Annotated in this window: 11 protein-coding genes; 5 read left to right on the forward strand and 6 right to left on the reverse strand. The window is 70.0% G+C overall.

What is annotated here, in order from left to right; all coding sequences use genetic code 11:
* Positions 1-99: 99 nt before the first annotated feature.
* From E9232_RS07965 to E9232_RS07975, 3 genes are all read right to left on the reverse strand, one after another.
* A complete protein-coding gene (locus E9232_RS07965; protein WP_309793231.1) occupies positions 100-972 on the reverse strand; it encodes an ABC transporter permease in 873 nt (290 codons plus the stop codon).
* 9 nt (positions 973-981) lie between these two features.
* Positions 982-1902, reverse strand: coding sequence for an ABC transporter permease (locus E9232_RS07970; RefSeq protein ID WP_309793233.1), 921 nt, complete (start codon positions 1900-1902; stop codon positions 982-984).
* A gap of 304 nt (positions 1903-2206) precedes the next feature.
* Positions 2207-3757: an ABC transporter substrate-binding protein gene (locus E9232_RS07975; RefSeq protein WP_309793235.1), complete on the reverse strand. Its 1551-nt coding sequence runs from the start codon at positions 3755-3757 to the stop codon at positions 2207-2209.
* A 187-nt stretch (positions 3758-3944) separates the two neighbouring features.
* On the opposite strand from E9232_RS07975, the gene E9232_RS07980 reads away from it, so the two are divergent.
* The 5 genes from E9232_RS07980 to E9232_RS08000 all read left to right on the forward strand — a co-directional run bounded on the left by E9232_RS07980 (position 3945) and on the right by E9232_RS08000 (position 9595).
* Positions 3945-5084, forward strand: a complete 1140-nt coding sequence (locus E9232_RS07980) for an ROK family transcriptional regulator (protein WP_309793237.1) — start codon at positions 3945-3947, stop codon at positions 5082-5084.
* A gap of 3 nt (positions 5085-5087) precedes the next feature.
* Entirely contained in the window at positions 5088-6551 is a 1464-nt protein-coding gene (locus tag E9232_RS07985; RefSeq protein ID WP_309793238.1) for a M81 family metallopeptidase, read from the forward strand.
* A gap of 214 nt (positions 6552-6765) precedes the next feature.
* Positions 6766-7515: a copper homeostasis protein CutC gene (locus E9232_RS07990; RefSeq protein ID WP_309793239.1), complete on the forward strand. Its 750-nt coding sequence runs from the start codon at positions 6766-6768 to the stop codon at positions 7513-7515.
* Positions 7515-8561 (forward strand): ABC transporter ATP-binding protein, encoded by a 1047-nt coding sequence (locus E9232_RS07995; RefSeq protein ID WP_309793241.1) that lies wholly within the window; start codon positions 7515-7517, stop codon positions 8559-8561. Before E9232_RS07990 ends, E9232_RS07995 begins: the two co-directional genes overlap by 1 nt.
* Complete coding sequence (locus tag E9232_RS08000; protein ID WP_309793242.1) at positions 8558-9595, forward strand: ABC transporter ATP-binding protein; 1038 nt, start codon at positions 8558-8560, stop codon at positions 9593-9595. The genes E9232_RS07995 and E9232_RS08000 overlap by 4 nt, the downstream gene beginning before the upstream one ends.
* 79 nt (positions 9596-9674) lie before the next feature.
* Here the strand turns inward: E9232_RS08000 and E9232_RS08005 are convergent, their stop codons facing one another.
* From E9232_RS08005 to E9232_RS08015, 3 genes are all read right to left on the reverse strand, one after another.
* On the reverse strand, positions 9675-10265 hold the full coding sequence (locus E9232_RS08005) for a hypothetical protein (protein WP_309793243.1): 591 nt from the start codon (positions 10263-10265) through the stop codon (positions 9675-9677).
* A gap of 365 nt (positions 10266-10630) precedes the next feature.
* On the reverse strand, positions 10631-11659 hold the full coding sequence (locus E9232_RS08010; protein WP_309793244.1) for a 3-oxoacyl-ACP synthase III family protein: 1029 nt from the start codon (positions 11657-11659) through the stop codon (positions 10631-10633).
* Positions 11660-11695: 36 nt separating this feature from the next.
* Entirely contained in the window at positions 11696-13489 is a 1794-nt protein-coding gene (locus tag E9232_RS08015; RefSeq protein ID WP_309793245.1) for a thiamine pyrophosphate-binding protein, read from the reverse strand.
* Between the last annotated feature and the right edge of the window lie 37 nt (positions 13490-13526).

Consider the following 13526-nt stretch of genomic DNA (forward strand, 5'->3'; position numbering starts at 1 on the left):
TCGGGCTTCTCAAGGGATCCCGAAGCCTAGGACGCAGGGGGAAACGTGCCAATTCCTGGAGGGTTACGGCCGCAACGCAGGCCGGGGAAACGCCGCGGCCTAGCGCCGCGGATCGAGCAGGTCGCGCAGCCCGTCGCCGAACAGGTTGAAGCCCAGCACCGAGAAGGTGATGGCCAGGCCGGGGAACAGCGACAGCCAGATGTTCACGCCCAGGAAGTTGCGCCCGTCGCTCATCATCGCACCCCATTCCGGGGTCGGCGGCTGGGCGCCGAGGCCGAGGAAGCTCAGGGACGCGGCGGTCAGCACCACGCTGCCGGCGGTCAGCGTCGCCTGGACGATGATCGGGCCCAGCGCGTTGCGCAGGATGTGCTGGAACAGGATGCGCCACAGCCCGGCGCCCAGGGCCCGCGCGGCCTCGGTGTACTCCACCTGCTTCAGCGACAGTGCCAGATTGCGCGCCAGCCGGCCATAGACCGGGATCGAGAAGATGGCGATGCCGATCATCAGGTTGACCAGGCTGGTGCCGAGAATGCTGACGATCAGGATCGACAGCACGATGCCGGGGAAGGCGAACAGAATGTCCATGAACCAGATGACGATCTGGTCCACCCGCCCGCCGGAATAGCCGGCGAGCAGGCCGAGCGGGATGCCGACCACCAGGGCGATGCCGACCCCCAGCACGATCTCCAGCAGCGACAGCCGGGCGCCGTAGATGATGCGCGAGAACAGGTCGCGGCCGTATTGGTCGGTGCCGAACAGGTGCTCGGCGGATGGCGGCCGCAGCGCGGTGGCCAGCGACTGCTGCACCGGGTCATGGGTGGCCAGCAGCGGCGCCAGGATGCCGGCCAGCACCAGCAGCAGCACCATGGCGCCGCCGATGGTCAGGTTCTTGTGCCGGCGCAGGATGCGGCCCAGGCGCTTGGCCCGGGACGGGCCGGCCGGAAGGTCGTCGCTGTCGGCGATCGTGGTCAAAGGCCTGCCCTAGTCGAAACGGATGCGGGGGTTGATGGCGGCGATCACCAGATCGGCCAGGAAGTTGACCAGCACCACCGACACCACGGTCAGCAGGGTCACGCCCTGGATGATGGGGTAGTCGCGGTAGCGCACGGCGTCGACCAGCAGCCGGCCGATCCCCGGCCAGTTGAACACCGATTCCGTGACCACGGCGCCGCCCAAGAGGCCGCCGAAGTTCAGCCCGATGATGGTGACGATCGGGATCAGCGCGTTGCGCAGCGCGTGCTTGCGGTAGATCACCGAACTGCCCAGCCCCTTGGCCCGGGCGGTGCGGATGTAGTCCTGGCCGATGACCTCCAGCATGCTCGACCGCGTCATCCGCGCGATCAGCGCGGCCGGCAGCAGGCCGAGGGCGAGGGCGGGCATGACGTAGTTCGGCCAGCCGCCGGCGCCCAGCAGCGGCAGCCATTTCAGCTGCACCGCGAACAGGTTCATCATCATCAGCGCCAGCCAGAAATTGGCCACCGAGGCGCCGCCGATCGCGGCGATCATCACCATGTGGTCGGGCCAGGCGCTGCGGTAGATCGCGGCGAACATGCCGGCGGCGACGCCGATCAGGATGGCGAAGCTGTAGCTGACCACCGCCAGCGAGACGGTGTAGGGGAAGCGTTCGCCGATCTCGTCGATGACCGGTTTCTTCGACTTGATCGACTCGCCGAAATCGCCCCGTGCGGCGTTGCTCAGGAACAGGCCGTACTGGATGAGGAAGGGCTGGTCGAGGCCGAGGCGGGTGCGCATGCCGTCGACCGCGTCCTGGGTCGCCTGCGGCCCGGCCATGATCCGCGCCGGGTCGCCCGGCAGCATCCGCACCGCGCCGAAGATCAGGAACGACACGCCGAGCAGGATCAGCGGCAGCGCGACCAGCTTGCGGGTCAGGTAGGCCTTCATGCCGGGATGGTTCCGAGTGTTGTACGCAACCTCTCCCGCTTGGCGGGATCTTCCGGGAACTCCACCGCTCGCTCGGGCCTGAATTTTCCATCCTCCCCCTCCCCCCGCGGGAGGGGGCAGGGGGAGGGGGTGTCGATCGAAGAGAGCCGGCCCGCAGCCATCCAGGATTGCCGCCGGTTGCGGCGGTTCTTCGGCGTAGGAGCCAACGGCAGCAGACCCCTCCCCCTCCCCCTACCCCCTCCCGCAAGGGGAGGGGGAGGATAAGAGGGGGACCCCGCTACGCTGATGTCGGTCGCTGCGAGCATCAAGCCTTGGTCGCGCGTTCCGGGATGATCTCGCCGCCGGGCTGCAGCCAGGCGCCCTTGACGTCGGCCCGCGCCGCGGCGAGGTCGTTCGGGTAGTACAGCAGCACATGCGCCGCATCCTGGACGATGATGCGCTGGGCCTTGGCGTAGAGCGTCTTGCGCTCGGCGCTGTCGGTCGACGACCCGGCCTTGTCCAGGATCCCGTCCAGCTCGGCATTGCTGTAGAAGCCGAGATTGGCGCTCTTCGGCGACCAGCTGTCGGTGTAGTACAGCGGCTTCAGCTGCAGATCGGCGTCGAAGGTGCCGGTGGACCAGGAGGCGATGACGCTGTGCACGCCCTGGGCCGCCTTCTCCTCCGGCGTGCCGAAGGCGGCAGCGGTCCAGACGCCGCTCTCCATGCGCTGGATGTTCAGGGTGATGCCGGCCGCAGCCCACATGCCCTGCAGGATCTCGGCGATCGGCGCCTCCGGCTCCTGCACCGCGACATTGATGGTGATGCCGTCGGCATGGCCGGCCTCGGCCAGCAGCGCCTTGGCCTTGGCGACATCCAGCCCGTAGCCCTCGACCGTGGGGTCGTAGCCGAACACCGCGGGCGACAGCGGCGAGGTCGCCGGCAGGCCGAAGCCGTAGAGCAGGTTGCTGACCAGCCCGGCCCGGTCGGTGGCGAGGTTCAGCGCCTGGCGGACGCGGACATCGTCCAGCGGCGCCAGCTTGCAGTTCAGTGCCACCCAGAACACCGCGGTCGGGTTGCCCTCGATCAGCGTCAGCTCCGGGTTCGCCTTGATCGGCGCGGCGAAGACCGGCGGCAGCGGCACCACCACATCGGCGTCGCCGGTCTGCACCGCCATGTTCATGACGGCCGCTTCCTGGGTCCAGATCCACTTCAGGGTCTTGGTCGGGGCCTTGTCGCCCCAGTAGTCGGCATTCGCCTCCGACAGCACGTATTCGCCCGACTTGTACTCGGCCAGCTTGTACGGGCCGGTGCCCACCGCGGCGCGGCCCAGCGTGCCAGCCTTGTCGGCCTTCGGGCTGACGATCGAGGCCGAGGCGACGGCCATCAGCTTGAGGAAGGCGGGGTAGGGGCGCTTCAGGGTGAATCGGATGGTGTCGGCATCCGCCGCCTTGACCTCGGCCAGGATGGCGCGGAACCGCCCGCTGGCGGCCAGGCCGCGCTTCTCGTCCATGTGCCTGGCGAAGCTGGCGATCACGGCGTCGGCGTTGCAGGGCTCGCCGTCATGGAACTTGACGCCCGGACGCAGGGTGAAGGTCCAGACCGTGCCGGTGGCGTCCGTCTCCCACTTGGTGGCGAGGACGGGCACGATCTCCATCTTCTCGTTGTAGCCGGTCAGGCCCTCATACATCGGCTCGAGGATCGCCGAGGTGTAGGTCGCGGTCTGGTCCGCCGGGTCCATGCTGCGCGGCGCCTCGCTCTGCATGATCACGATCTGCGAGGCGTCGGCCGCGAAGGCGCCGCGGCCCTTCAGCAGCGCCGCCAGTCCCACCGCCCCGCCCAGGGCCAGCGCGCCGCGCCGGTCGATCAGAATGGTCATGTCATCCCCCATTTGTTCGAATCGATCCGGCAACCTATTCGTTCAAGATGCCCGGCGATTTTGTTTGGAACGTGAAGCCTGTGGCTTGATTAAATTCAATTCGTGAACTAACTGTCAAGCAGGACGTCAGCCCGGCCGCGGTTTTCGTGGTGGGGATGATGGCCGCCCCGCACCGGTCCCGAGGCAGATGGCCAACCCGTCGAAACGCTCCCTGCTCGAAGCCGTCACCGACCACGGACCGCTGAGCCGGTCCGAGCTGTCGGCGCTGACCGGGCTGAGCAAGGCGGCGATCACGGGGCTGAGCCGCGAGCTGATTCAGGACGGCGCGCTGGCCGAAAGCGACGTCGCCGCCGCACCCGCCCGCCAGGGCCGGCCGTCGATCCTGCTGACCCTGAACCCGAGCTACGGCTACTTCATCGGCGCCTCGATCGTGGAGGAGCCGGTGACGCTGGTGCTGACCGACCTGCAGGGCGCGGTGCTGGGCCAGCGCAGCGCGCCATGGTCGAACGACCCGCGAGAGATCGCCGAGACCATCCGCCAGGCGGTGCCGCACCTGCTGGGCGGGGCCGGCATCCCGGCCGACCGGCTGCGCGGCATCGGCGTCGCCCTGTCCGGCCTGGTCAACAACGACCAGGACCGCTGCCTGCATTCGGCCAATCTCGGCTGGCTCGACCTGCCGGTCGCGGCGGTGATCGCCGGTGCCACCGGCGTGCCGGTGTTCCTGGAGAACGACGCCAACGCCGTCGCCACCGGCGAGCGGCTGTACGGGCTGGCGCGCGACTTCCGCACCTTCACCACCGTGACCTTCGGCGACAGCATCGGCTGCGCCCATTATGTCGACGGGGCGCTGTATCGCGGCCATGGCGGCGGCGCCGGCGAGATCGCCCATTGCACGATCGAGCCGGGCGGGCTGCCCTGCCGCTGCGGCAAGCGCGGCTGCCTCGACACCATCGCCCCGCGCCAGGCGATCCTGGCCCAGGCGCGCGAACGGGGACTGGCGGCGACCACCACGGCGGGGATCGAGGCGCTGGCGGCGCAGGGCAACACCGACGCGATCCAGATCCTGCATCGCGCCGGCGGGGCGCTGGGGCTGGCCATCGCCCATGTCATCCAGATCAACAACCCGGAATTCGTGCTGGTGGTCGATGTCGACGGCGCGCTGGGCCCGCTGTTCCGCACCGTCACCCAGCAGGCGATCGAGGCCAATGTCCTGCCCCGGCTGGCGGCGTCGACCCAGATCCGCTTCCACCAGGCGACCCGCGACCTGTGGGCCCGCGGCGCCGCCAGCATCGCCGCCCACAAGTTTTTGACCCGCGAAGAAGGCTGAGGAATGGCTTCCCCCCTGCGCATCGCTGTCGGCGGCATCCACACCGAATGCAGCACCTACAGCCCGGTCCTGGCGACCACGGCGGATTTCCGGGTGCTGCGCGGCGACGCGCTGACCGCCGACCCGTCCTTCGCCCTGCTGCGCGACTACGACGCCACCTTCCTGCCGACCCTGCACGCCCGTGCCATCCCCGGCGGCCCGGTCGCCCGCGCCACCTATGACGCGTTCAAGGCCGAGTTCCTGGACCGGCTGACGGCGCTGGGCCCGATCGACGGCCTGTACCTCGCCATGCACGGCGCCATGAATGTCGAGGGCATGGACGATGCCGAGGGCGACTGGATCACCGCCGCCCGCGCGCTGGTGGGGCCGGACTGCCCGATCTCGGCCAGCTACGACCTGCACGGCAATGTCAGCCAGCGCATCATCGATGCGCTCGACATGTTCTCGACCTACCGCACCGCGCCGCACATCGATGTCGAGGAGACCAAGCGCCGGGCCTGCACCATGCTGCTGCAACGCCTGACCGATGGCGTGAAGCCGCTGCTGCTGTGGGTGCCGGTGCCAGTGCTGTGGCCGGGCGAGCGCACCAGCACGGTGGACGAGCCGGCCAAGTCGCTCTACGCGCATCTGCCGGCGGTCGACGCGGTCGACGGCATCCTCGATGCCTCGATGATGGTCGGCTATGTCTGGGCCGACGAGCCGCGGTCGACCGCCGCCATCATCCTTACCGGCACCGATCCGGCGGCGATGGAGCGCGAGGCGGTGCGGCTGGCCCAGGCCTATTGGGATGCGCGCGACGATTTCGTCTTCGGCAGCCGCACCGGCACCGTCGATGAGTGCGTCGGCTGGGCCGTCGCCTCCGGGACCCATCCTGTGATCCTGGCCGATTCCGGCGACAACCCGACCGGCGGCGGCGTCGGCGACCGGGCCGACCTGCTGCGGGCGCTGCTGGCCCGCGACGCGCCGGACGTGCTGATCGCCGGCATCGCCGACGCGCCGGGGACCGAGGCCTGCTACCGCGCCGGCATCGGCGCCCGGCTGCGGCTGAGCATCGGCGCGACGCTCGACACCAAGGGCAGCGCCCCGGTCGAGGCCGAGGTGGAGGTGCTGCATCTGCACGCCACCGGCGATGCGACCGACCGCCAGGCCGTGATCCGCATCGGCGGCATCCGCGTGGTGCTGACCGCGCGGCGCCGGCCGTTCCACACCATCGCCGACTTCACCAGTCTGGGGCTGCACCCGGCCGATGTCGCGATCCTGGTGGTCAAGTCCGGCTATCTCTCGCCGGAGCTGGCGCCGCTGGCGGCCCCCAACCTGATGGCGCTGTCATCAGGCGTGGTCGACCAGGATGTCGAGCACCTGGCCCGCCACCGCACCCGCCGCCCGACCTTCCCCTTCGACCGCGGCTTCGACTGGCGGCCCCAGCCCGTCTGGTCGGCGCGGTCGCTGAAAGCGCTCGGCCGATGATGGCTTTGCCGATGGCACGGCTGATGCCGGCCCGCTCCGATTGCCTCTCCCGCTTGGCGGGAGAGGCCGGAAATCCCTTGGGATTTCCGGGTGAGGGCGGGCACCGGCCTCGACAAAATCCCCTCACCCGGAGCCGCTTCGCGTCTCCGACCTCTCCCGCAAGCGGGAGAGGCAACGCAAACACAAGCCTCCTCCCGCAGCGAAAGACCCGGCCATGACCACCCCCGTGATCGAGATTTGCGTCGAAGGCCTGGACGGGTTCCTGGCGGCCCAGGAGGGCGGCGCCGACCGCGTCGAGCTTTGCGCCAGCCTGATCGAGGGCGGCCTGACGCCCAGCATCGGCACCATCCTGGAGGTGCAGGCCCGGGCCCGCATCCCGTTCCACGTCATCATCCGGCCGCGCGGCGGCGACTTCCTGTACAGCGAGACCGAATTCGCCAGCATGCTGGCCGATGTGAAAGCGCTGCGGGAGCTCGGCGTGCCCGGCATCGTCATCGGCTGCCTGACCCCCGACGGCCGGATCGACGAGGACCGCACGGCGCAGCTGGTGCGCGAGGCGCGGCCGATGAGCGTCACCGTCCACCGCGCCTTCGACATGACCAACGACCCCGAGGAGGCGCTGGAGGCGCTGATCCGCTGCGGCGTCGACCGGGTGCTGACCAGCGGCCAGCGCCCGACCGCGACGGCCGGGGTGGAGATCCTGAAGCGCGCCGTCGACCAGGCCCGGGGCCGCATCGTGATCATGGGCTGCGGCGACCTGGACGAGACGACCATCGCCGATGTCCGCCGCCGCACCGGGCTGAAGGAGCTGCATTTCGCGGCGTTGCGGACCGAGCCGAGCGGCATGGTCTACCGCAACCCGGAGATCGGCATGGGCGGCACCGAGCTGGAGCGGGAATACACCAACACGGTGACCGATCCGGACCGGGTGCGCGCCACCATCCGCGCGGCGCGCGGCGCCTGATGGCCGAGGCCGCTGAGCCGCGGGCCCGGCGGGCCTTCGCCGACACCCTGCTGGCGGTGACGGACCTCAAGACCTATTTCGACACCGATGACGGCACCATCCGCTCGGTCGACGGCGTCACCTTCCACATCGGCCGCGGCGAGACCCTGGCGCTGGTCGGCGAATCCGGGTCGGGCAAGAGCGTCACCAGCCTGTCGCTGATGCGGCTGATCGCCAGCCCGCCCGGCCGCATCGCCGGCGGCGAGATGCTGTTCACCGGCCGCGATGGCCGGCAGCGCGACCTGGCCCGGCTGTCGGAGGCCGAGATGCGCGGCATCCGCGGCAACGACATCGCCATGGTGTTCCAGGAGCCGATGACGTCGCTGAACCCGGTCTATCCCGTCGGCGACCAGATCGCCGAGGCGGTGCGGCTGCACCAGGGGCTGGGCCGGCGCGCGGCGATGGATGCGGCGGCGCAGATGCTGGAGCTGGTCGGCATTCCGGCGGCGCGGCGACGGCTGAAGGACTATCCGCACCAGATGTCGGGCGGCATGCGCCAGCGGGTGATGATCGCCATGGCGCTGTCCTGCAACCCGGCGCTGCTGATCGCCGACGAGCCGACCACGGCGCTGGACGTCACCATCCAGGCCCAGATCCTCGACCTGATGCGCCGGCTGCAGGCCGAGATCGGCATGAGCATCCTGTTCATCACCCACAATCTCGGCGTGGTGGCCGAGATGGCCGACCGGGTCGCGGTGATGTATGGCGGACGGGTGGTGGAGGAGGGCGACGTGGTCGAGATCTTCAAGTCGCCGCGCCACCCCTACACCATCGGCCTCTTGAACAGCGTGCCGCGCACCGACTATGCCGCGGCCGACCGCGGCGAGGCCCGGCGGCTGGAGGCGATTCCCGGCAACGTGCCCAGCCCGCGCCGGCTGCCGCCCGGCTGTGCCTTCGCGCCGCGCTGCCGCCATGCGGTCGACGCCTGCGCCGCCGCCGTGCCTGATCTGGCCGACACCGGCGGCGGGCACATGTCCCGCTGCATCCGCTGGAGCGAATTCGCATGACCGCCGCGGCCATGGACCGGACTGGTCCCGTCGACCGGGTCAGCACCATCGGCCTGCCGGCGCCGGGGGAGGCGCTGCTGGAGGTCGAGGGGCTGCGCACCTGGTTCCCGGTCGGCGGCGGCCTGTTCGGGAAGAAGGGCCAGCATGTCCGCGCGGTCGAGGATGTCAGCCTGACCCTGCGCCGCGGCGAGGTGGTCGGGCTGGTCGGCGAATCCGGCTCGGGCAAGACCACGGTCGGCCGGTCGATCCTGCGCCTGACCGAACCGACGGCCGGCGCGGTGCGCTTCGCCGGCACCGACATCCTGGGGCTGTCGAAACCGGCCTTCCAGGCCTATCGGCGCGAGATGCAGATCGTCTTCCAGGATCCCTATGCCAGCCTGAATCCGCGGATGACCGTGGCGGAGATCGTGGGCGAGGCGCTGACCATCCATGGCCTGTCGCGCGGCCGGCAGCGGCCGGACCGGATCGCCGCCCTGCTGCGCCGGGTGGGGCTGACGCCGGAGGCGATGACCCGCTACCCCCATGAATTCTCGGGCGGCCAGCGCCAGCGCATCGGCATCGCCCGGGCCCTGGCGGTCGAACCCAGCTTCATCGTGGCGGACGAGCCGGTCTCGGCCCTCGACGTCTCGATCCAGGCCCAGGTGGTCAACCTGATCCAGGACTTGCAGCGCGACCTCGGCCTGACCGTGCTGTTCATCGCCCATGACCTGTCGGTGGTGGAATATCTCTGCGACCGGGTCATCGTGATGTATCTCGGCCGGATCATGGAGACGGCGCCCAGCCGCACGCTCTACACCGCGCCGCGCCACCCCTACACCCGGGCGCTGCTCTCGGCCGCGCCGGTGCCGGACCCGACCATCCGGCGCGAGCGGATCCTGCTGCAGGGCGACATCCCCAGCCCGATCAACCCGCCCTCCGGCTGCGTCTTCCGCACCCGCTGCCCGCATGCGCTGCCGGACTGCGCCACCGCGGTGCCGGCGCTGCGCGAGGTCGCCCCGGGGCACGCCAAGGCGTGCATCCGGGACGACCTCTGATCGCGGCGCGGTCTGCCGTCCGGCCGCGCGCACGGGGAGGAAGGCCGCAATCCCCCTCCCCAAAACTTCGGATCTGACCTCAGACCCGGGCGCCGAACAGGACGTCGGCGCGCACGCCCGACTGGTCGATCTCCAGCGGCGGCACCGGCAGGTCCCGCTCCGGGTTCAGCGCCACATCCTCGGGATAGCCGTCGGCCCGCAGGCGGATCTGCACCCCACCCGTCGCCGGCGCGGCGTCGATGGTGAAGATCACCGGCTGGGGCCCGTCCGCCGGGGTCAGCGCGATGGCGTGCAGCGCACCGGTGATCTCGCCGGCGAACAGCATCAGGCTGGCGCCGTCGTCGCTGCGGTAGTCGAGATTGACCATGGCGCTGCCGGCGATCCGCACCTGCCGGGCCGCGATCACCAGCGTCGCGCCCCGCAGCTTCCAGTTGAAGCGCTCGGGGATGTCGAGGATGTCGGCCTGGACGACCACCATCGGGGGATCGAGCTCGGCATCCGCCAGCTTGCGCTGGACGTCGCCGAGGTCGAGCTGCTCCGCCTGGAACGTCGCCCGCAGCGCGGTGATCCGGTCGCCGGTGGCGGTGGGGACGCTGCTCTGCCGGTCGAACGACGCGAACAGGGCCGAGCCGTCGATGATCTCTGCCGAAGCGCCCACGGTGCTGCCCATGAAACCTCCTTTGCCGGCTTGCCGCCGGATCTGTGCCGCCGGCGTCCGACGCCGCTGGCGTCGAAGGTCGACCGGGGTGTGCGGATCGGATGGGCGGCGGGGGCCGCCCCTTGGTCTCGTGGCCGGGCGGCCACGACAAGCATTCAGGCATCTGTCCGCCCGGCGGCGGTGGTCGAACGGGCGGTCTGGGGATATCGGATCCGAAGACCACCGCCGCCGATCGTGACATCACCGAAGCGAATGTTTATTTCCGGGAAGACCCGCTTCGATTGTCTTGCGGATGTTTATAGAACCAAGAATGCGCAGGCTTATGACTGGCCTGTGAACGCCGGTTCGCAAGTCGATGATTTCCTGATGTCGCGGCGTTACGCGTGGCGGCGGCGTAGCAGCACGGCCGAGGTCTGCTGCTGCACGCCGATGGTCAGCAGCACCAGGTTGTCCTGGTCGATCTCGCCATAGCGCGCGGCCAGCGTGACCGGGACCGAGGCCAGGGTCATGTTGGCGTAGTCGGCCAGCGTCGTCAGGTACTGGGCGGGCCGGATCGCCGCCGCCCACGCATCGCTCAGCACGGTGGTGGCCTGGTGCGAGATCAGCGTGATCCGGTCGGGCGACACCCGGTTGCGGCGCAGCAGCCGGTCGACGGTGCGCGGCGGCACGGTCATGCCGAATTCGTGGAAGGACTTCGCTGCCGCGGCGCCGAAATGCATCAGCGGCGCGGTGTACAGCCGCGGCGAATGCGGCGGTGTTGGATCGACCTCGCCGGCCTCGCCGGCCTCGCCGGCGTCGCGGGGCGCCACGTGGATGGCGCCGTAGAAGCTGGTGTCGGTGTCGGTGACGACATCGACCAGGGCGAAGCGGTCCTGGTCGTCGGTCACGGCGATCACCGCGGCGCCGGCGCCGTCGGCGGAGCCGATGCAGGGTGCCTCGCGATAGCTGACATGGCGGCTCCAGTTGCAGCCGCAGACCACCAGGGCGTTGCGCAGGCCGCGGCCGGTGCGGATCAGCGCCTCCGACAGCACCAGCCCGTCATTGAAGGTGGTGAATTCGGTGCCGATCGGCAGGGCCTGGCAGCGCGCCGGCAGGCCCAGGTCGCGGTGCAGCTGCACCAAGGTGTTGGGGGTGACGTAGTCGGAGACCGAGCCGCCGCCGATCAGCAGGTCGACGTCGCGGGCCTCCAGCCCGGCATCCGCCAGGGCGCGCTGCGCCGCGGCGGTCATCAGGCCGGCCAGGGTCTCGTCAGGCGCCAGCACGCGCCGCCGCTCGATGCCCTGGAACAGATCGGAATGGCTGGTGCTGTGGGTCCGGATCCAGTCGAAGACCGGGTCGTCATTGGTCCGGATCTGGTCCGGCACCGCGAAGCCGACGCCGGTGATGCGGGCCGCCTTGTCAGCCATTCAGGGTTCCTTGCAGGGGGTCATTGAGAGTGGAGGTCAGCCGGCCTGCGGCGGCGTCACGTAGTAGGGCGGGACTTCCGACCGGTCGATGTCCAGCACGATCACCTGCGGCCGCCGGCGCGTCTCGGCCTGTTCGATGGCATCCAGCAGTGCTGTGCGCAGCCCGGCCGGGTCGTTCACCCGTCGGGTGTCGGCGCCCAGCCCGGTGGCGAAGTCCACCAGGTCGGGGTTGCCCAGCTTGTAGTAGTCGGTCCAGGACGGCACCGGCGGGGCCGGGAAGAAATGCTCGTTGCCCTGGCTGACCATGGCCAGGTCGTTGTTCTCCAGCACGATCCAGATGGCGCCGATGTTGTACTGGGCGGCGGTCGAGACCTCGGCGCCATGCATCAGGAAGGCGCCGTCGCCGGTGATCGACAGGCAGGTCCGGTCCGGGGCGCCGAACTTGCCGCCGATCACGGAGCAGACGCCGAAGCCCAGCGGCCCGGTGTCGAGCGACAGGTGGATCTGGGTCGGCGGGTCGATCGCCAGGTCGTTCAGCGACCAGCCGACGCAGTTGGCGCAGTCGATGAAGATGTGGCTGCCGGGCGGCACCACCTCGTTGATCACCCGCATCGCCGATTGCGGCAGGATCGGCACGGCGTCGGAGATGCGCTTCTCCGGATCGTACCAGGGGGCGTGGGTGTCGCGGATCCAGCGGACATAGGCGCGGCGGTCGGCCACCGCAGAGGCGTCCGGCTCGACCAGCGCGCCCATGGCGCAGAGGTCGTCGATGAACTGGCCGAGTTCGCAGACGACGCCCAGCTGGATCGGATAGGTCCGGCCGATCACCGACTGGTCGGCATCGACCTGGATCAGCGGACCCTGCGGCAGCAGGGCCGGGCTCCAGTTGCTGGTCGCCAGGTTGCCCAGCATCGATCCCATCACCATCAGCGCGTCATAGGCCGGGCCGCCGCCGGCGGCGCCGACATACAGGCTGGGCCAGATGCAGCCGGCCAGGCCGAAATTGCGCAGGGCCAGGTCGTGTGTCTCCGGGAACAGCCCCTTGCCGTCGGGCGAGGTCATCACCGGGATGCCGAAGCGTTCGACGAAGGCGATGAAGCGGTTGAGACGATCGCCCTGCAGGGCGAAGCGGTTGCCATTGCCGACCATGATCAGCGGCCGCTTCGCCGCCAGCAGCAGCTCGAGCGCCTGCCGGGTGCGCTGCGGGTCGCTGGCCGTCGGCACCGTGCGGTAGTTCTCCCAGCTGGTCGGGAACGCGACGGGCACGGTCGGGGCCAGGTCCGAGACGTCGACCGGCACGCTGACATGGGTGGCGCGGAACGGGATCGACAGCGCGTCGCGCAGCGCCTGGGTGAACAGCGTGCCGAAGGCGTTCGCGTTCGGGATCATGGTGCTGTATTCGACGGCGTTCTGGTACACGCCGTTGACGTCCAGCGTGCCGTCGACGCCCTGCTGCAGATAGCCCTTGCCGAAATAGCTTTCGGCGACCTCGCCGGTGATGGTGAGGACTGCCGAATGGTCCGCCTGCGCGTTCATGGCGCCGGTCAGGGCGTTCAGGGCGCCGGGGCCGGTGGTGACCAGGACGACGCCCAGCCCCCCGGTCACCCGGTGCAGCCCGTCGGCCATATAGGCGGCGCCGGTCTCGTGCTTGCAGATGACGTAGGTGAACTCGTCCTCGCGCAGCCGCAGCTCGTTCAGCAGGTACATGATGCCGCCGCCCGGGATGCCGAAGATGTGCTTGACGTCCTCGAGCTTGAGATAATCGAGCAGCAGCTGCGACACGGTCCGGCCGGTCACGGAGCGGTAGTAGCTGGTGATGGGCAGCGACATGGGACGGTCTTTCCGGAAGGGGCGGCGGGGCGGGTCC

The organism is Inquilinus ginsengisoli (assembly GCF_031453975.1).
Lineage (GTDB): Bacteria > Pseudomonadota > Alphaproteobacteria > DSM-16000 > Inquilinaceae > Inquilinus > Inquilinus ginsengisoli_A.